We start from the raw sequence: 17,643 nt of genomic DNA, 5'->3' as shown, positions 1-17,643 counted from the left end.
CGGGCAGGACTCGCGTCCGGGCAAAGCCCCATCGGGGAGGAGGCGAAGTGATTCTCCTCCGCTTCGCTCCGTCGGGGGCGAAGGCGCGGGGAGGCGTTGCCGCTGCGCGGCACCGAGGGTTCCGGCTCCGCTGCGCTCCACCGGTTGCGCAGCGGGTTGCGGCTCCGCTGCGCTCCACCGCCGCCGGGGCGAGGCGGCCCGGGGGGCGGCGGCCACGGGGCCTCCAGGCTATGCCGCGCTGGGGGTCGTGAATTTGCGGGATTGGAGGGTGGTGATGACCACGTCGGCTACCGCGCCCGCGTCATGGCCGTCGATGTCGATCACGATCGCGTGTCGGGGGTCGGCCTCGTGGGCCAGGGTCAGGTGGGCCTCGGCTACCCGTTCGAGGGCGCCTCGGCGGGTGAGCCAGCCGCGGTCGTCGGCGGACAGGACGCGCTGGCCGGAGAGGCGGTCGCGCAGGGTGCGGGCCGACGCGGTCAGGTGCACCGTGACGGTGGGCTCCTCCAGTACCGCCCGGTACTCCGCGACCTGGGCGCTGAGCCGCGTTCCGTCGGCCCGGTAGATCGCCGCCCCGTCGGCGGCGACGCCCGCCGCCCACGTGTGTACGATCACCGGCCCGCTCGGCCGGTGGCGCTTGACCAGCGCGTCGGCCCGCAGCAGGCCGGCCAGGCCCAGGCCGTGGCCGGGACGGGTGTCCAGACGGATCGATTCGGCGCGTCCGGCGATCGGGGTGCAGCCCAGTGCCGCGCCGAGCGTGTCCGCGAGCGCGGCGGCACCCGCGCCGGGTGGGCCCTCGATCGCGATGAACGCGTGGTGTTCGGTGCGCCCGGCGGGAGCGGGCCCTGCGAGCGTGGTCGGGGTCATCGCGTGTCCTGGTTCGCTGGGATGGCCGTCGGTCGCGGACGGACTCGCCCGAGCGTGCGCGCGCGCACGTCGCCGGCCGTCGCCCCTCCACGGTGCCCGATCCCGGGATGCCCCCGCAGGATCGACCGGGCGAACATCAGGCGACCACGAGGATACCCGTCGGGGCGGCCGGAGATCGAACTCACGGACGACACAGGCCCGTTCACCCCCGCACACCACCCGATCCCGGACCTTCCCGACCCCGGTCCGGCCTTCCGGCCGAGTCACCCGCCGAACCCGAGCGGACCCCGCGCCACCGCCACGCGGGGCCGTCACCCGTGCGGACAAACCCGACGCCGCCTCGGCTAGGCTCCCCTGATGGCACAACTTCCGACGGTCGCCGAGATCACCGCGTTGCACCAGGCGTACGCACCCACCCCAGCGATCTTCGAAAAGGTTCACACCCACTGCACCATCGTCTGGCGCATCGCGGAGCAGCTCCTGGCCGGCCCCGCCGGCGCGGGCGTGGACCACGACCTGGTGCGGGCCGGGTGCCTGTTGCACGACATCGGCGTGTACCGCCTCTACGACGAGACCGGTCGGCTCGACGGCGCCAACTACGTACGGCACGGCCTGCTCGGCGCGGAGATCCTGCGCAAGGAGGGCCTGCCCGAGGTGCTGCACCGGTTCTGCTCCTGTCACACCGGCGTCGGCGTGACCCGGGCCGACGTGGTGAACCAGCAGTTGCCGATCCCGGTCGACGACTACGTCGCGGAGTCGGCCGAGGAGCGCCTGGTGATGTACGCGGACAAGTTCCACAGCAAGTCGAACCCGCCCCGCTTCCTGCGCCCGGACACGTTCGCCGCCAAGATCCGCCGCTTCGGCGACGACAAGGTGGTCACGTTCGAGGCCCTGACGGCCGAGTTCGGCACCCCCGAACTCGACACGCTCGCCACCGAGTTCGGCCACCGCGTCAGCTAGGCCCTGTCCGGCGGATCTTGACGGGTCCGCGCGGACCGGGCCGGCTCCGCCCCCGCGCATCAGGTCGCCCGCGCCCACCGCGTGCCCCCGGTCGTGTGTCACATTCGCCGCTCCCGTCGGGTCAGCAGTTCGACCGACGCAGGCGCGGCCCACTCGACCCTTGGTGAGCACCCATGACCACGCAGACATCCGTGACCGAACCGGCCGGCGCCGGCACGCCGCCGCGGCCGCCGTCCCTCTTCCGGCGCTACGCCTCGTTCGTCGCCGGGCGGCGGTCGAAGTGGGTGGTGCTGGTGTTCTGGCTGCTGCTGATCGGCCTCGGCGGCTCGCCGGCCGCCAAGCTCGGTTCGGTCCAGAACAACGAGCAGCAGACCTGGCTGCCGGCGGACTCCCAGTCCACCCACGCGATCGACGTCGCGAACAAGTACTTCACCGCCAAAAACATCATGACGGCGGTCGTCGTCTACACCCGCGCCGAGGGCCTGAGCGACACCGACCTGGCCCGGGTCGGCGAGGACCGGCGGCAGTTGCTCGATCGGCGGATCGCCGCCGTCGACATCGCCCCGGCCGTCGTGTCGGACGACCACCGCGCCGCGTACCTGACCGTGCCGCTGAAGACCGACAAGAGCGACAACTCGGTGCTCGGCGACGCCGTGAAGAGTGTCCGCAAGCTCACCGAGGACCACGCCGTCGCCGGACTCGACGTGCGCATCGCCGGTCAGGCGGGCAACATCGCCGACTTCATCGACGTCTACTCCGGCATGGACGCCGCGCTCCTGGCCACCACGCTGGCGATCGTGGCGCTGTTGCTGCTGATCACGTACCGCAGCCCGGTGCTGTGGCTGATCCCGCTGATCTCGGTGGCACTGGCCGGTCAGGTCGCGTCGGGCGTGGTCTATCTGCTGGCCGAGTACGCCGATCTGACCGTCAACGGGCAGAGTTCGTACGTCCTGGTGGTCCTGGTCCTGGGCGTCGGCACCGACTACGCCCTGCTGCTGATCGCGCGCTATCGCGAGGAGTTGCATCGGCACGAGGATCGGCACGAGGCGATGGCGCTCGCGGTGACGCGCTCGATGCCGGCGATCGCCGCGTCCGCCGCCACCGTCGGCATCGCCACGCTGTGCCTGGTGTTCGGCAGCATGAACTCCACCCGGGGCCTTGGGCCGGTGGTGGCGATCGGCGTGCTGATCGTGTTCTGCGCGATGACCTCGCTGCTGCCCGCGTTCCTGGTCATCCTCGGCCGGTGGGTGTTCTGGCCGCTGATCCCGCGCCACCCGGGCGACTACGCGGACACGACTGTGGAGCGCGGCCATGGTGCGTGGAAGCGGATCGCGCGCGGCGTCGGCCGGCGGCCCCGGCCGATCTGGATCGGCAGCGTCGTGGTCCTCGTGGCGCTCGCGTGCGGCTCGTTCACCCTGAGCAGCGGGCAGACCCAGGGCGAGCAGTTCACCAAGAAGGTCGACTCGGTGATCGGGCAGGAGCGACTCGCCGAACACTTCGCGGCCGGCTCCTCGGCGCCCGCCGACGTGTACGTGCGCGACGCCGGCGCCGCCGTGGCGTTGCGCGAGTTGCCCGACGTGCCGGGCGTCGACTCCGCGACCCAGGTGGCGAGTTCGGGCGGCTGGACGCACATCGCCGCGGTGTTGCGGGACAGTCCCGACACGCACGCCGCCCGGCAGAGCATCGAGCGCATCCGGCATACGCTGCGCCACGGATCGGCCGAGACCCGGTCCGCGCTGGTCGCCGGTCAGACCGCGGTCACGCTCGACACCTCCGACGCGCAGAGTGAGGAGGAGAGGCTGCTGATCCCGCTGATCCTGGTGGTCGTCCTGGGGATGCTGATCGTGCTGCTGCGCTCGGTGGTCGCGCCGATCGTGCTGCTGCTGTCGGTGGTGTTGTCGTTCGGGTCCGCGGTGGGGGCGGCGGCGCTGCTGTATCACGCGCTGGGATATCCGGCGATCGACCGGGGGTTGCTGCTGTTCGGTTTCCTGTTCCTGGTGGCGCTCGGCGTGGACTACACGATCTTCCTGATGACCCGCGCCAAGGAGGAGGTCCGCGAACGTGGGCACCGCGAGGGCATCCTGACCGGACTGGCCGTCACCGGCGGGGTGATCACCTCGGCCGGCCTGGTGCTCGCGGCCACCTTCGCCGCGCTCACCGTGATCCCCACGGTCAACTCGCTGCAACAGGGCGTGCTGGTCGCGGTGGGTGTGCTCCTGGACACCCTCCTGGTGCGCAGTCTGCTCCTGCCGGCGCTCGCGCTGGAGATCGGCCCCCGTTTCTGGCGGCCGGCACGTCCGCGAGACTAGGTCGACGACGCAAGCACGGAATTCGGAGGCACCCGCACCATGAGCACGCCGCGACCGCCCGCCCGCAGCGCCGAACAGCGCCGCCTGGACACCCTGCACCGCCTCGAACACGACGTGGACGCGTGGGTGGCCACCGCCGACGCGAAGACCGGAAAGCCGTATCTGGTACCGCTGTCGTTTCGCTGGGACGGGGAGACGATCCTGATCGCGACCGTCTCCACGAGCCCGACCGCGCGCAACCTGCTGGCGGGCGGTACGGCCCGGCTCGGCATCGGGCCGACCCGTGACGTGATCATGATCGAGGCCGACGCCGAACCCGTGGCGGTCGCCGACATGGCGGCCGAGACGGCGGACGCGTTCGCCGCCGTCTGCGGCTTCGACCCGCGTGTGGCCGGCGCTCCGTACCACTACTTCCACCTGCGTCCACGGCTCCTCCAGGCCTGGCGCGAGGCCAATGAGCTGAAGGGCCGCACCCTCCTGCGGGACGGCAACTGGCTGCACGCGTAGCGGGCTTCGGCGGCGGGTCGCCGAACATGGACCTGCCCGCCGCCGGTCTCGCGTGGGTGCCGGCGGCGGGGGTCGTATCGGGGAGGGCTGCCCGGGATGCTTCCCGAGGTGCTTCTCGGGGTGCTTCCTGCGCGGGGCCTACCTGCGGAAGTACGTGTCGAAGTTGCGCGAGAACTCGAGGTTGTTGAACCGATCCCAGTTGATCGACCAGGTCATCAGACCCCGCAGGTTCGGACGGACACCGTGGGTCTGGTAACTCCCGCAATTGGTGCCCTTGGTCAGGCAGTCCAAGGCCTTGTTGACCTCGGTGGTGGACACCCAGCCGTTGCCCGCCTGGGTCGAGGCCGGCATGCCGATGGCGACCTGCTCCGGGCGCAGCGCCGGGAACATGTTCTCGGTCTTGCCCGCGACCGGGAAGCCGGTGAGCAGCATGTCCGTCATCGCGATGTGGAAGTCGGCGCCGCCCATGCTGTGGTACTGGTTGTCCAGGCCCATGATCGAGCCGGAGTTGTAGTCCTGCACGTGCAGCAGGGTCAGATCGTCACGCAGGGCGTAGATGACCGGCAAGTAGGCGCCACAGCGCGGGTCCTGCCCGCCCCACTGTCCGGCTCCGTAGTACTGGTAGCCCAGTTGCACGAAGAACGTCTCCGGCGCCATGGTGAGCACGAACCGGCTGCCGTACTTGGCCTTGAGCGTCTTGACCGCCGAGATCAGGTTGACGATCACCGGGGTGGTCGGATTCTTGAAGTCGGTGTCGCCGGTGTTCAGGGACAACGAGTGGCCCTCGAAGTCGATGTCCAGGCCGTCGAGTCCGTATTCGTCGATGATCGCACCGACGGACTGGACGAACTTGTCCCGCGCGGCCGTCGTGGACAGTTGCACCTGGCCGTTCTGGCCGCCGATCGAGATCAGCACCTTCTTGCCGGCCGCCTGCTTGGCCCGGATGGCGGCCTTGAAGTCGGCGTCGCTCTCCACGCCGGGGCATTCGGTCACCGGGCAGCGGTTGAACCGGATGTCGCCGGAGGTGACCGACGTCGGCTCGCCGAAGGCCAGGTTGATCACGTCCCAACTCGCGGGTACATCCGCCATCTTGGTGTAGCCCGAGCCGTTGGCGAAGCTCGCGTGCAGGTAGCCGATCAGGGCGTGCGGGGGCAGTTGGCCGCCACCACCGTCGGTCGCGGTGGTGACGGTGAGCACCGCCGACTTGGCCGATTCGCCGGCCGCGTTGGTCGCGCTCACCTGGAAGCCGTACGCGGTGGCGGCGGTCAGTCCGGTCACGGTGGCGGTGGTACCGGTCACGGACTGCGCCAACACCCCGTCGCGGTAGACGTTGTAGCCGCTCGCGCCGGACACCGCGGTCCACGACAGCGGCACGGAGGTCGTGGTCGGCGTGCCGGCCGCGAGGCCGGTCGGGGTGGCGGGAATCTGGGTGCCTCCTCCGGTGGTGGTCACGCTGACGGGGGCCGACTTGGCCGACTCCCCCGCCGAGTTGGCCGCGCTGACCTGGAAGCTGTATGCCGTGGCCTGGGTCAGGCCGGTCACCGTGGTGCTCGTGCCGGTGACGGTCTGCGCCAACACACCATCGCGGTAGACCTTGTAGCTCGTCGCGCCGGGAACCGCGGTCCAGGACAGCGGCACGCTGGTCGCGGTCGGCGCGCCGGCGGCCAATCCGGAGGGGGTGGCCGGGATTTGGGTGGTGCCGCCGGGGCCGACCAGGGAGAGGTCGTCGGCGTAGTAGGCGCCGGTGCCGTACCAGCCGTGCGTGTACAGGGTGACCGAGGTGGTACTCGGCCCCGTGCGGAAGTTCGTGGTCAGGCGGGTCCAGTCCGGCGCGGAGCCGGTCCATGTGGACGGGTCGGTGGTGCCGGTGCCGGTCGCCCCGAGGTAGACGTAACTGCCGCGCAGCCAGCCGGAGATGACGTAGTCCGAGGAGGGTTGCACGGTGACGGTCTGCGAACAGCGCGCGTTGTCGCTGCCGGCGGGGGTGGCCTTGAGGGCTCCGGTGCCCGCGTGTACCGGGGTGGTGACCGCGACGCCGCTGCCGGCGCTGCAGGTCCAGCCGGTCAGGGCGGACTCGAAGCCGCCGTTCTGGACCAGTTCGGCGGCACCGGCGGCGGTGGTGTCCGCGGCGTCGGCCGCACCGCCGCCGGCGACGGTGAGCATGGCGGCGGTCAAGAACGCGGTGCTCGCCGCGGCGACGAGGGGGCGCAGCCGCTTGGCGCGTGGTCGCGTGGGGGGACGGACGCTGGTGGATCCGGACATGGGATTCCTCGCGTGGTCGGGACGGGACGGTGCGGGGAGCCCGGGCCGGTCGCGTGGTCCGGCCCGGGCGGGGCCTGTCCGGCGGATCCCGGCAGGATCGCGGCGGGATCTCGGCGGGTCCGGACAGGCCCCGGTGGCGCTACGGCAGCGTGTCGAGGTGCGGGCCGACGGTGTTGGAGAACTGGTTGCCGTTCAGGGCGTCCCAGTTGGTCGACCACGTCATCGCGCCACGCAGACCCGGGTAGGTCTTGCTCGGCTTGAACGTGCCGCACCCCGTGCCCTTGGCCAGGCAGTCCAGGGCGTTGTTGACGACGGTCGGCGAGACGTAGCCCGAACCGGCGCCGCGCGGCGAGGCGGGCAGGCCGAGGCCGACCTGCGAGGGAGCCAGGCCGCCTTCGAGTTGGATGCAGGCCAGGCCGGTCATGAAGTCCACCGTGCCCTGGCTGTAGACCTTGCCGTCGCAGCCGAGCATCGCACCGCTGTTGTAGTACTGGGTGTTGACGACGGTGAGGATGTCCTTGATCGCCAGCGCGGTCTTGAAGTACTCGGTTCCGGTCGACTGCATGTCGAGGGTCTGCGGCGCCATGGTGATCACCAGGCTCGGGCCGACCTTGCCGGAGAGCGAGCGCAACGCCTGTGACATGTAGGTGGAGTTGATGCCGTTTTCGAGGTCGATGTCGACGCCGTCGAACCCGTAGGTCTGGAACAGGGTGTACAGCGTGTTGGAGAAGTTGCTCGCGGCGGACGCGCTGTTGATCGAGACGCTGCCCTTCTCCCCGCCGACCGAGATGATCACCTTCTTGCCGGCCGCCTTCTTGGCCGCGATGTCGGCCTTGAACTGCGCCTCGGAGTAGTTCAGCGCCGGGTCGAGGGTGAACGAGACGCCGCCCGGTTGGCCGGTCGCGTCGGCGAACGAGACCGCGATGATGTCGTATTCGGCGGGCACCTGGGCGATGGTCTGGATCGTGGCGCCGTTGTTGAAGTTCTGCCAGTAGCCGGTGAGCACGTGCTTGGGCAGCGTGCCGCCGCCTCCGCCGTTGGTGGTGGTCGCGGTCACCGCGCCGGACTTGGCCGATTCACCGGCCGCGTTGGTGGCGCTGACCTGGAAGCTGTACGCGGTGGCCGGAGTCAGGCCGCCGGCGGTGGCGGAAGTGCCGGTCACGGACTGCACCTTGGCGCCGTTCTGGTACAGGTTGTAGCCGGTCGCGCCCGGGACCGCGTTCCACGAGAGGGGAACGCTTGTGGACGTCGGCGCGCCCGCGGCGAGACCGGTCGGGGTGGCGGGGATCTGGGTGCCGCCGCCGGTGGTGCTCGCGCTCACCGTCGCCGACCTGGGGGACTCGCCGGCGGAGTTGGTCGCGGTGACCTGGAAGCTGTACGCGGTGGACGGCGTCAGGCCGGTGACGGTGGCGGAAGTGCCGGTCACGGACTGGACCTTGGTGCCGTCGCGGTACACGTTGTAGCCGGTCGCGCCGGGCACCGTGTTCCACGAGAGGGGGACGCTCGTGTCGGTGGGGGCACCGGCGGCCAGACCGGTGGGGGCGGCCGGGACCTGGGTGCCGCCGCCGGGTCCGGACAGGGTGATGTCGTCGGCGTAGTAGGCGGGTTGGCCGTACCAACCGTGGGTGTAGACCGTGACGGACGTGGTGGACGGACCGGTCCGGAACGTGGTGGTGAGCTGCTGGTAGGTGCCGGCGCCCGGGGTCCACGTGGACGGGTCGGTGGTGCCGGTGCCGGTCGCGCCCAGGTAGACGTAGCTGCCCTGGACCCAGGCGCTCAGCGTGTAGTCGGAGTTGGGAAGGACCGTGACGGTCTGGCTGCAGCGGGCGTTGTCCGCGCCCGCCGGGGTGGCCTTGAGGGCCCCGGTGCCGGCATGCACCGGGGTGCTCGCCGCCGCGCCGGAGCCGGCCGAACAGGTCCAGCCGGAAAGTCCGTCCTCGAAGCCGGGGTTGCTCACCAGGTTGTCGGCGGCCCGGGCACTGCCGGCGCCCACGAGGGTGAGACCGGCGCCGGCCAGGGTGATCGCCGCGAGGGCGGCGAGGGTGGGATGCCCGCGGCGAGGGGACTTCGCTCGCGGAACGTGCGAAACGCGTGCCACTACTGCCTCCGTGCGTGGAGAAGCGATGTGGGTGGTAGCGATGGGACTTGCGTGCGCGACAGCCCGCCCTGCGCGCTTATTGGTCTAGGCCAAAGTGGTCCAGACCAATAGAGCGTGTCAAGGTTTTCCCGGTGATCCGACGCCGTTTACCTGGGCGTCGCCGTTCGATTACTCTCCGCAGTGGGCGTATTGCCCTCGTTGCGGCCCACGTTGCGCGCCGCTCAGAGATCGCGGCGGCGCAGGACGAGCGCGGCGGCGGCCAAGAGGGCGAGCGGCCAACCGGCCAGGACGAGCCAGGAGTGGGTCGCCGACGGAGGGTACGGGCCGAGTTCGTCGGCGGTGCCCAGGCTCGCCAGTGCGGACCAGGCGTTGCGCGGCATGAGGTTGGCCGCTTCGGCAAGGAATCGGCCGCCCTCGGGCATCAGTTCGGGCACCACACCGAGCGTGACGAAGACCGCGAAGACCGCGCCCGCCTGGTGCCGGACCAGCACGCCGACGGCCAGGCCGATCAGCGCGGCCACCGGAAGCAGTACGCACGCCGCCAGGAATCCGCGCGCCACGCCGGGGTCGCCGAGCGCGAGGCCGAGGTTCTTGCCGGACAACACCGCCTGGGACGTCCCGAACGAGGCGATCGCCGTGGGCACGCCGACCGCGGCCGCGACGGCGGTCGACACGGCGGCCTTGGCGAGGAGTACGCGGGGCCGGTCCGGAACGGCGATGAAGGTGGTGCGGATCAGGCCGCTCGCGTACTCGCCGGTGAAGGACAGTGCGCCGATCACCGCCGCGCCGATCATCAGGAAGCCCCAGACGCCGTGGTTGAAGGAGGCGGCGAGTCGATCGAAGTCGGTGCGACCGCGCGTGCCGATGAGGTCCACACCGGAGCACAGGAACCAGGACAGGGCGGCGGCGCAGGGCGGGGCGAGGAGGAGGGGGAGCAGGAGCAGCCGTTGGGAGGAGAGTTTCAGCCACTCGGCGGCGAGGAGGTCGGGGAAGCGGGCTGGGTGGGAGGGGATCGGAGTGGTGGGGGTGGGCGTGGGCATCCTGGGTCCTTGTCGCGGTGGGGGCCGGCGGCGGGTCACGGCGTGGGTCAGACGTCGCGCCGGCGCAGCAGCGGCAGCAGCACCGCGAGTGCGGCGAACGCCCAGGCGGCGAGCGTGATCCAGGCCGTCGGCACTGACGGGAGCCGTTCGACGGTGCGGCCCGGGTCCATCACGGTCAGCCGTCCCCACGCGTAGCCCGGCAGCGCGTTGGTGACATGCGCGCTCCGGTCCGCGTCCAGCGGCGGGATGCGTCCCTTTCCGGCCACCGGTCCGGCGAGGAAGAAGACCAGCACGGCGAACACCGTTCCGGCGGTGTTGCGGATGATCGCCGCCAGGGCCATCCCGATCAGTCCGCAGACCGGAAGCAGCACGGCGGTGCCGGCGATGGCGCGGCCCACTCCGGGGGTGCCGTATGAGAAGCCCGGGATCCGGTCGCCGTAGGTGGCGAGCGTGACGCCCCAGACGCCGACGCCGATGACCAGGCCGACGACGGCGAGGGTGCCGGTGAGCACCGCCGCCTTGGCCGCCAGGATCCGGGTGCGCGCCGGTACCGCGATGAACGTGGCCCGGATCAGGCCGCTCGCCTGCTCCCCCGCCACGGTCATCGCGCCGAGGGTGCCGGCGGTGGCCATCAGCAGCAGGAACTTCGGGAAGGGGAAGGCGTCGTGCGCCGGATCCGGGTGCCGCTTGAGCTCGGCGGCCAGGGTCGGCCAGTGGGCGTAGGTGGTCGCGGCGCCGTCGTGGGCGAAGTAGAGGTAGAGCGGGACGAGCAGGCCCAGCACGATCGGGGTCGAGCGCAGCGAGGTCAGTTTGATCCACTCGGCGGCGATCAGGTCGCGCCATCGGGGGCGGGTGTCCGGGGTGCTCCACGTGGTGGTCATCGGCCCGCCCTTCCCTCGGCGCGGGCCGCCGACGCCGCCGCGCGATACCGCACGCTGTCCGCCGTCAGCTGCATGAAGGCGTCCTCCAGGGTGCCGCCGTGTGCGGTGACCTCGTGGACCATCACCCGTTGGGTGAAGGCCAGTTCGTTCACCTCGGCGGCGGTCGGGCCGGTCACCGCGAGCGTGTCGGGGCCGTGCGCCCGGACCGTGGCGCCGGCCTCGGCCAGCACGGCGGCCAGTGCGGTCGGGTCCGGCGTTCGCACGGTGACGCCGCCGGTGCTCGCGCGGGCCGCGAAGGCGGCGAGTGATTCGTCCGCGATCAACCGCCCGGCGCCGATCACGATCAGGTGGTCGGCGGTGTGTTCCATCTCGCCCATCAGGTGGCTGGAGACCAGCACGGTGCGGCCCTCCGCCGCCAGTTCGCGGAACAACTCGCGCGCCCACCGGATGCCCTCCGGATCGAGGCCGTTGACCGGCTCGTCGAAGAGCAGTACGGGCGGGTCGCCGAGCAGGGCGGCGGCGATGCCGAGGCGCTGGCGCATGCCGAGCGAGAAGCCGCCGATCCGGCGCCGGCCCGCGTCGCCCAGGCCGACGGTGGCCAAGACCTCGCGCACCCGGCCGCGCGGGAGTCCGTTGCTGCGGGCCAGCGCGCCCAGGTGGGCGTTCGCGGTGCGGCCGTTGTGTACGTCGTTGGCGTCGAGGAGCGCGCCGACGTGGCGCAGTCCGGTGCCGAACTCGCGGAACGAGCGCCCGTCGATGCTCGCCCGGCCGCTGGTGGGCGTGTTCAGGCCGAGCAGCATGCGCAGGGTGCTGGTCTTGCCCGCGCCGTTCGGGCCGAGGAATCCGGTCACCCGGCCCGGGCGCACGGTGAAGGTCAGGTCGTCGACGGCCAGGACGCGGCCGTAGCGTTTGGTGAGGTGTTCGATCTCGATCATGCCGTCGAGGTTGCCCGGGGGCGGGGGTGGGTCGCATCGGCCCGTGGCCCGGCCTCGGGGGCGGGCGGCGCGGTCTGCGGGGGCGGGCGGCTCCTTCCCCGGGTGGGCTCGGCTCCGTCCGTGGGATGCAGTCCACGGGCTGATTCGGGGTGGGACGGATGCCGGCTAGGGTCGGCACGTGCCACGACTCTCGAAGCCCTCCGCCCCGCCGACCCGGTTGTCGCCGGGCGCGTTGACGACGCTCGGCTGGTGCGCGGTCCCCGCGTTCGCGCTGCTGCTGTACGGGACGCTGCCGCAGCCGATGCATCCTGTGTTCCTGGCTCGGGATCGTTTCCTGTCGCCGTCGCCGGGTGTGGTGGTGGCGGTGGCCGTGGTGACGGCGCTGCCGATCGGGTGGGCGGTGCGGCGGCCATTGCCGGTGCTCGGGCTGCTGCTGGCCGAGGCGGTCGCGGCCCGGGTGTTCGGGACGCGGTGCTGGCCGCTGTTCCTGGCGGCGGATGTAGTGGTCTTCCATCTCGCGGTGACCTGTACGCGCCGGGCCTCGGTGGTGGGTCTGGTGAGCGTGCTCACCGGCTGGGCCGTGGTCGCCTCGGCCTTCGTACCGGCGGGCCGCATCTTCGCCGTGCTCACCGGGCCGTCCTCGGGGCTGGCGGTGATCGCCGTCGCGGCGTGGATCCTGGGCAGTTGGATCCGCCTCCGGCAGGACCACGCCGAGCAGTTGCGGGCGCAGGTCGCGGTACAGGCGGTGCAGGCCGAACGGCTGCGGATCGCCCGGGAGTTGCACGACCTGGTCGCGCACAACATCGGCGCCATCGCGATCCAGGCGGGCGCGGCGCGGCGGGTGATCGAGACCCAGCCGACCGGGGCGCGCGACGCGCTCGGGGTGATCGAGGCGACCAGCCGGGAGACGCTGACGGGGCTGCGGCACCTGCTCGGCGCGCTGCGCGAGGCGGACGACGGCGCGGCGGACGTCGGCGCTGTGGGCTCGGCGCCGGGCGCGCCGGCGGCGGGCCTCGCGGACCTCGATCGACTGGTGGCGGGCATGGCGGATGCGGGGGTCCGGGTGGAGATCCGCCGGCTGGGGCAACCTCGGCCGCTGGCGGCGGAGATCGAGTTGTCGGCGTTCCGGATCATCCAGGAATCGGTCACCAATGTGGTGCGGCACGCGGGGGCCGACCGCTGCCGGGTGTCGGTGGACTACGGGGTGGCGGAGTTGGCGCTGGAGATCGTGGACGACGGCGGCGGCAGAGCCGGAGGTCGGGCGGCGGGGCTTGCGGGCAGCGGCTACGGGATCGCCGGGATGCGTGAGCGGGTCGCCCTGCTGCACGGGTGGTTCAGCTCCGGGCCAAGGCCCGAGGGCGGCTTCCGGGTGGCCGCGGGGCTGCCGATATGACGATCCGGGTCGTCTTGGTCGACGACCAGCCGGTGGTGCGCGCCGGGCTGCGGATGTTGATCGCCGACATCGCGGACATCGACGTGGTCGGCGAGGCGGGCACCGGAGCCGACGCGGTCCGGCTGGTCGACGAACTCGGTCCGGACGTGGTGGTGATGGACATCCGGATGCCGGTGATGGACGGGATCGAGGCCACCCGGATCATCACCGCCAAGTCCCCGGCCTCGCGGGTGATCGTGCTCACCACGTTCGATGAGGACGAAAACGTCTACGGGGCGCTGCGCGCGGGCGCCGCCGGGTTCCTGGTCAAGGACATGGTGCTGGAGGACATCATCGCCGCGATCCGGGTGGTCTCCGCCGGCGACGCGCTGATCGCCCCGGCGGTCACCCGGCGCCTGATCCGCGACTTCGCCGACCGAGCCCCCACACCCGCCCGCCCCCGACGCCCGATCGAGGGCATCACCGACCGCGAGCGCGAGGTCCTGATCCTGATCGCCCGCGGCCTCTCCAACGCCGAAATAGCCGCCGAGCTGTACATCACGATGGCCACCACAAAAAGCCACGTGGCCCGCCTCCTGTCCAAACTCACCGCCCGAGACCGCATCCACCTGGTCATCACCGCCTACGAGGCAAACCTGGTCTGAGGGCCGGCCGGGGGGCACGGGCCGGCCGGTGTCGAGGCGGTCCCGGGTCAGGGGTCAGTCGAGGCAGAATTCGTTGCCTTCCGGGTCGGTCATGACGATGTGGCCGGCTTCGAGGGGTGGGGTGGGGTTCTGGCGGTGGACACGTTTGGCGCCTAGGGCTTCGAGGCGGGTGCATTCGGCTTCGAGGGCTGCCATACGTTCTTCGCCCAGGAGGCCGGGGGCCGCGCGGACGTCGAGGTGGACGCGGTTCTTGGCGGTCTTGCCCTCCGGTACCTGCTGGAAGAACACGCGTGGGCCCCGGCCGTCCGGGTCCTCGATGGCCGATCGCGAGTTGCGCTGGTCCTCGGGGACGCCGATCCGGGCGAGGAAGTCGTCCCAGGCGGCGAGGGGGTCGGCGCCCTCGGGCAGGTCGACTCCGGGCGGGGCGGGGTGCACGTAGCCGAGGGCGTCGCGCCAGAAGGTGGACAGGGCCTTGGGGTCGTGGGCGTCGAAGGTGATCTGGATCCGGCGGCTCATGGGTGATCCGTTCGTGGGGGTTCGGGGGTGTGGCTTCGTGAGGGTTTGGGGCCTGTGTCTTCCGGTGGGCGCTTGCTGCTCCTCCCACGTCGGCGATCCTGGCATGCATTGCGGACAGGATCGGTCCGCTGTTCTCTGGCACCGTGGACTGCATGGATGTGGCGAGCGGTGGCGAGTTGGGGACCACGGAGCGGGTGCTCACGTTGCTCGGGCTGTTGCAGCAGCGGCGGATGTGGACCGGGGCGGAGTTGGCCGAGCGGCTTCGGGTCACGGCGCGGACCGTGCGGCGCGATGTGGAGCGGCTGCGGGTGCTGGGGTATCCGGTGCACGGCGGGCAGGGGGTCGGTGGGGGCTACCGGCTCGGGGCGGGGCAGGAGGTGCCGCCGCTGCTGCTGGACGACGAGGAGGCGATCGCGACCGCGGTGTCGTTGCTCGCGGGTGCGGGCGGCGCGGTCGCCGGTGCGGGGGAGGCCGCGCTCCGGGCGTTGACCAAGCTCGATCGGGTGCTGCCCGCGCGGTTGCGGCACGAGGTGCGGGCGCTGTCGGGGTCGGTGGAGTTCTTCGGCCGGGGGCGTACGCCCGTCGATCCCGAGGTGGTGATGACGCTGGCGGGGGCGTGCCGGGACGAGGTCGAGGCGGGCTTCGACTACCCGTCCGGGGGCGAGGTATGGCGGCGGCGGGTCGAGCCGTATCGGCTGGTCGCCTCCGATCGGCGGTGGTACCTGCTCGCGTACGACCTCGACCGGGACGGCTGGCGCAGTTTCCGGGTCGACCGGATGACCGGGGTGTCGGCGCGGACCTGGCGCTTCCGGCCGCGCGCCGCGCCGGACGCGGCGGCGTATGTGCAGGAGGGTGTGGCGAGTCGGGTGTACGCGTACCAGGCCCGCTTCCTCGTCCACGCGCCGGCCGAGACGGTACGAGCGCAGATCCCCCCGTCGGCGGCCGTCGTACACCCGCACGGGGACGACCGCTGCGAGGTCGTCAGCGGTGGGGGCAGCCTCGACTACGTCCTCATGCACGTGGCGCTGCTCGGCCACGACTTCGAGGCGATCGCCCCGCCGGAACTTGGCGCTCGCTGCCGCGAGTTGGCCGGACGGCTGATCGCGGCTGGGGCGACGCTGCCGGGCGGGCCCGGCGGTGAGCCGCCGACTCCCGAGTAGGCGTGGGTCGTTACCCGTCGAGGCGAGTGCCCCCGTGAAGTCGCGGGCGGCGGCCGGTCGGGGCGCGTGGCCAGGGGCCGGTCGGGTTGCTCGCTCTGTCGTTGGGCGGGGCGCTGCGACCGGTCGGTCACGGGCCGCGGTCAACCATCCGTGGCGCGGGGCCCGTTGATGGTGGGCGGTCGGGGCCGGCCCGAGGGGCGGCGGCGGTGTACGACGATCAGGATGTCGGTCCAGGCGATTCCGGCTCCGATGATGGAGCCGATCGCGGCCAGGATCCACAGGGCGCGGGCGCCTGACGCGTTGGTGTCGGCGGCCACCGCGAACAGGGTGGCGGCCAGAATCAGGACCGGTAGCGCGATGCCGGCCGGGGTCAGGCGGCGGGCGAGTGGGCTGAGATGGACGGGCAGGTGGGGGTGACCGCCGGTGCTGCGGCTCGAAGGTGGCTGGGCTGCTCGTGCGGTCATGGTCGACATCTACCCGACGATGCCCCCGCCACGCCAGACCGGAACGACAACTCGGCGGTTTTGCGTTCGGGCGGAGATGGTGTGGGCGGGGGGTGGGGGCGTCGGGTTCAGTCGTCCTCGGGGATGGGGGCGCCGGCCGCCGCGCTCTCGTTCGGTTGGGGGTTGTCGGTCCGGCCCTCGGTCCCGTTCGGCCCGTGGGCAGTCGGGAGTGCGGAGGTGAGTACCTCGCACAGGGTCTCGATGTCGGCGGCCATGTCGAGGTCCGGCTTCAGGAGCCACCGGAGTTGAAGGCCGTCGACGGCGGCGAGCAGGATCATCTCGCCCGACATCCGGGTCGGCTGGTCCGGCGCCAACCAGGTCTACCAGGCGCTGCCCGGCGCGGAGGCCGTGACCGAGGCGTACCGCCGCCCCCGCGAGGACGTCTTCCTGGAGGCCGCGCGCGGCGACGACTGGGTGGGCGTGCAGTCGTACACCCGCACCCGGATCGGCCCCGACGGCCCGCTGCCGATTCCCGACGACGCCGAACGTACGCTCACCGGCCGGCAGTTCCACCCCCGAGGCGCTCGGCGAGGTGCCGCGCCACACGGCGAGGGTGGTCGGCACGGTCCCGCTGATCGTCACCGAGAACGGCATCGCGACGGACGACGACACCCGGCGGATCGCCTACACCTCGGGCGCCCTGGCCGAATTGGCGGCGGCGCCGGCCGACGGCATCGACGTACGCGGCTACCTGCACTCGTCGTTGTTGGACAACTACGAAAGGGGCTCCTACGGGCCGACGTTCGGCCCGATCGCGGTCGACCGGCGCCCTTCGCCCGTACCCCCCAAGCCGTCCGCGAAGTGGCTCGGCCCACCGGTCGACGGAAATGGGCCCGTACGCCCGCGCATTCGGGCTGACCGGCGGGGTTGCGGCGGGCCGCCGGCAGGGTCGGCCTAGGCTGAGCGCGTGAGCACTTCCCCGTACCAACCCGTACCCGCACGGGTGGCGACGAGCGCGGATGTCGACGCGATCGTCGCCGCCCTGACCACCGCTTTCTTCGACGACCCGATGTGGGGACCGGCGTTCCCCGACGTCGAGCGTCGCGCCGAACAGGCGTCCCAACTTTGGCGGTTGCTCGCCGGCTCCGCGCTGCGTCACCCCTGGGCGCTGGTCACCGAGCACGTCGAGGCCGCGGCGCTGTGGATCCCGCCGGGCGCGAGCGAGTTGGCGGCGGAGGAGGAGAGCGACCTGGAGACGTTCCTGGTCGAGCTCACCGACCGCCCCACCGCCGACGGAATCCTGCGCATCTTCGAACTGCTCGGCGACGCGCAACCGAGCGAACCGCACTTCTACCTGAGCCTGTTGGCCACCCACGACGACCACCGCGGCCTTGGCCTGGGCATGGGCCTGCTGACCGAGAACCTGGCCCGGATCGACGCGCTCGGCGAGCCCGCCTACCTCGAGTCGTGCAACCCGGCCAACAACGCGCGCTACGAACGGGTGGGCTTCACCACCCTCGACACGGTCACCCTGGACACCGGCCACGTGGTCACCACCATGTGGCGCCCGGCCCACCCCACACCCTGAGCCGCCCGGCACGCTGAGCCACCCCACCCCACACCCTGAGCCC

At 71.9% G+C, this 17,643-nt stretch carries 16 protein-coding genes and 1 pseudogene; 8 read left to right on the top strand and 9 right to left on the bottom strand.

Annotation, left to right across the window (positions count from 1 at the left end; all coding sequences use genetic code 11):
• Positions 1-228 precede the first annotated feature (228 nt).
• Positions 229-864 carry a hypothetical protein gene (locus ACH4XV_RS25585; RefSeq protein ID WP_395793608.1) on the bottom strand — a complete coding sequence of 212 codons (636 nt, stop codon included), beginning with the start codon at positions 862-864 and terminating at the stop codon, positions 229-231.
• Between the two features lie 357 nt (positions 865-1,221).
• Between ACH4XV_RS25585 and ACH4XV_RS25580 the strand changes: the two genes are divergently transcribed.
• The 3 genes from ACH4XV_RS25580 (at position 1,222) to ACH4XV_RS25570 (ending at position 4,640) form a co-directional block, all read left to right on the top strand.
• Positions 1,222-1,824 carry an HDIG domain-containing metalloprotein gene (locus ACH4XV_RS25580; RefSeq protein ID WP_395793606.1) on the top strand — a complete coding sequence of 201 codons (603 nt, stop codon included), beginning with the start codon at positions 1,222-1,224 and terminating at the stop codon, positions 1,822-1,824.
• A gap of 173 nt (positions 1,825-1,997) precedes the next feature.
• On the top strand, positions 1,998-4,133 hold the full coding sequence (locus ACH4XV_RS25575) for an MMPL family transporter (RefSeq protein WP_395793604.1): 2,136 nt from the start codon (positions 1,998-2,000) through the stop codon (positions 4,131-4,133).
• Positions 4,134-4,172: 39 nt separating this feature from the next.
• Positions 4,173-4,640, top strand: coding sequence for a pyridoxamine 5'-phosphate oxidase family protein (locus tag ACH4XV_RS25570; RefSeq protein ID WP_395793602.1), 468 nt, complete (start codon positions 4,173-4,175; stop codon positions 4,638-4,640).
• 138 nt (positions 4,641-4,778) lie between these two features.
• Here ACH4XV_RS25570 and ACH4XV_RS25565 read toward each other — a convergent pair whose 3' ends face one another.
• The 5 genes from ACH4XV_RS25565 to ACH4XV_RS25545 all read right to left on the bottom strand — a co-directional run bounded on the left by ACH4XV_RS25565 (position 4,779) and on the right by ACH4XV_RS25545 (position 11,856).
• Entirely contained in the window at positions 4,779-6,902 is a 2,124-nt protein-coding gene (locus ACH4XV_RS25565; protein ID WP_395793600.1) for a fibronectin type III domain-containing protein, read from the bottom strand.
• A gap of 139 nt (positions 6,903-7,041) precedes the next feature.
• Positions 7,042-9,000 (bottom strand): fibronectin type III domain-containing protein, encoded by a 1,959-nt coding sequence (locus tag ACH4XV_RS25560; RefSeq protein ID WP_395793598.1) that lies wholly within the window; start codon positions 8,998-9,000, stop codon positions 7,042-7,044.
• A 221-nt stretch (positions 9,001-9,221) separates the two neighbouring features.
• The gene (locus ACH4XV_RS25555; protein ID WP_395793596.1) at positions 9,222-10,040 is read right to left on the bottom strand and encodes an ABC transporter permease; all 819 of its coding nucleotides are present in this window, start codon (positions 10,038-10,040) and stop codon (positions 9,222-9,224) included.
• A gap of 47 nt (positions 10,041-10,087) precedes the next feature.
• Entirely contained in the window at positions 10,088-10,921 is an 834-nt protein-coding gene (locus ACH4XV_RS25550) for an ABC transporter permease (RefSeq protein ID WP_395793594.1), read from the bottom strand.
• A complete protein-coding gene (locus ACH4XV_RS25545; protein WP_395793592.1) occupies positions 10,918-11,856 on the bottom strand; it encodes an ABC transporter ATP-binding protein in 939 nt (312 codons plus the stop codon). Before ACH4XV_RS25545 ends, ACH4XV_RS25550 begins: the two co-directional genes overlap by 4 nt.
• 178 nt (positions 11,857-12,034) lie before the next feature.
• On the opposite strand from ACH4XV_RS25545, the gene ACH4XV_RS25540 reads away from it, so the two are divergent.
• Both ACH4XV_RS25540 and ACH4XV_RS25535 read left to right on the top strand, forming a co-directional pair.
• Positions 12,035-13,249 (top strand): sensor histidine kinase, encoded by a 1,215-nt coding sequence (locus ACH4XV_RS25540; protein ID WP_395793590.1) that lies wholly within the window; start codon positions 12,035-12,037, stop codon positions 13,247-13,249.
• Complete coding sequence (locus ACH4XV_RS25535) at positions 13,246-13,893, top strand: response regulator (protein WP_395793588.1); 648 nt, start codon at positions 13,246-13,248, stop codon at positions 13,891-13,893. Before ACH4XV_RS25540 ends, ACH4XV_RS25535 begins: the two co-directional genes overlap by 4 nt.
• Positions 13,894-13,947: 54 nt before the next feature.
• On the opposite strand, the gene ACH4XV_RS25530 is transcribed toward ACH4XV_RS25535, so the two are convergent.
• Positions 13,948-14,409: a VOC family protein gene (locus ACH4XV_RS25530; RefSeq protein WP_395793586.1), complete on the bottom strand. Its 462-nt coding sequence runs from the start codon at positions 14,407-14,409 to the stop codon at positions 13,948-13,950.
• 152 nt (positions 14,410-14,561) lie between these two features.
• On the opposite strand from ACH4XV_RS25530, the gene ACH4XV_RS25525 reads away from it, so the two are divergent.
• Positions 14,562-15,569 carry a helix-turn-helix transcriptional regulator gene (locus tag ACH4XV_RS25525; protein WP_395793585.1) on the top strand — a complete coding sequence of 336 codons (1,008 nt, stop codon included), beginning with the start codon at positions 14,562-14,564 and terminating at the stop codon, positions 15,567-15,569.
• 140 nt (positions 15,570-15,709) lie between these two features.
• On the opposite strand, the gene ACH4XV_RS25520 is transcribed toward ACH4XV_RS25525, so the two are convergent.
• Together ACH4XV_RS25520 and ACH4XV_RS25515 are read right to left on the bottom strand one after the other, a co-directional pair.
• Positions 15,710-16,033: a hypothetical protein gene (locus tag ACH4XV_RS25520; protein WP_395793583.1), complete on the bottom strand. Its 324-nt coding sequence runs from the start codon at positions 16,031-16,033 to the stop codon at positions 15,710-15,712.
• Between the two features lie 107 nt (positions 16,034-16,140).
• Positions 16,141-16,362 carry a hypothetical protein gene (locus tag ACH4XV_RS25515; RefSeq protein ID WP_395793581.1) on the bottom strand — a complete coding sequence of 74 codons (222 nt, stop codon included), beginning with the start codon at positions 16,360-16,362 and terminating at the stop codon, positions 16,141-16,143.
• Between ACH4XV_RS25515 and ACH4XV_RS25510 the strand changes: the two are divergent.
• A pseudogene (locus ACH4XV_RS25510) lies at positions 16,355-16,970 on the top strand (family 1 glycosylhydrolase); the annotation flags it as partial. The gene ACH4XV_RS25515 and the pseudogene ACH4XV_RS25510 sit on opposite strands and share 8 nt — an antisense overlap.
• Before the next feature lie 9 nt (positions 16,971-16,979).
• Complete coding sequence (locus tag ACH4XV_RS25505; protein ID WP_395793579.1) at positions 16,980-17,600, top strand: GNAT family N-acetyltransferase; 621 nt, start codon at positions 16,980-16,982, stop codon at positions 17,598-17,600.
• Positions 17,601-17,643: the final 43 nt, after the last annotated feature.

It is taken from the genome of Embleya sp. NPDC020630 (assembly GCF_044334985.1).
In the GTDB taxonomy this organism is placed as follows: Bacteria; Actinomycetota; Actinomycetes; order Streptomycetales; family Streptomycetaceae; genus Embleya.
Note: the sequence above shows the minus strand (reverse complement) of the source record. Positions and strands in the feature narration are given on the sequence as shown.

Bases quoted from the DNA above. Each gene is read 5' to 3' on its own strand.
- ACH4XV_RS25555 (WP_395793596.1), bottom strand. From the start codon at position 10,040: ATGCCCACGCCCACCCCCACCACTCCGATCCCCTCCCACCCAGCCCGC.
- ACH4XV_RS25545 (WP_395793592.1), bottom strand. From the start codon at position 11,856: ATGATCGAGATCGAACACCTCACCAAACGCTACGGCCGCGTCCTGGCC.
- ACH4XV_RS25530 (WP_395793586.1), bottom strand. From the start codon at position 14,409: ATGAGCCGCCGGATCCAGATCACCTTCGACGCCCACGACCCCAAGGCC.
- ACH4XV_RS25575 (WP_395793604.1), top strand. From the start codon at position 1,998: ATGACCACGCAGACATCCGTGACCGAACCGGCCGGCGCCGGCACGCCG.
- ACH4XV_RS25525 (WP_395793585.1), top strand. From the start codon at position 14,562: ATGGATGTGGCGAGCGGTGGCGAGTTGGGGACCACGGAGCGGGTGCTC.
- ACH4XV_RS25580 (WP_395793606.1), top strand. From the start codon at position 1,222: ATGGCACAACTTCCGACGGTCGCCGAGATCACCGCGTTGCACCAGGCG.
- ACH4XV_RS25565 (WP_395793600.1), bottom strand. From the start codon at position 6,902: ATGTCCGGATCCACCAGCGTCCGTCCCCCCACGCGACCACGCGCCAAG.
- ACH4XV_RS25535 (WP_395793588.1), top strand. From the start codon at position 13,246: ATGACGATCCGGGTCGTCTTGGTCGACGACCAGCCGGTGGTGCGCGCC.
- ACH4XV_RS25520 (WP_395793583.1), bottom strand. From the start codon at position 16,033: ATGACCGCACGAGCAGCCCAGCCACCTTCGAGCCGCAGCACCGGCGGT.
- ACH4XV_RS25570 (WP_395793602.1), top strand. From the start codon at position 4,173: ATGAGCACGCCGCGACCGCCCGCCCGCAGCGCCGAACAGCGCCGCCTG.
- ACH4XV_RS25550 (WP_395793594.1), bottom strand. From the start codon at position 10,921: ATGACCACCACGTGGAGCACCCCGGACACCCGCCCCCGATGGCGCGAC.
- ACH4XV_RS25585 (WP_395793608.1), bottom strand. From the start codon at position 864: ATGACCCCGACCACGCTCGCAGGGCCCGCTCCCGCCGGGCGCACCGAA.
- ACH4XV_RS25515 (WP_395793581.1), bottom strand. From the start codon at position 16,362: ATGTCGGGCGAGATGATCCTGCTCGCCGCCGTCGACGGCCTTCAACTC.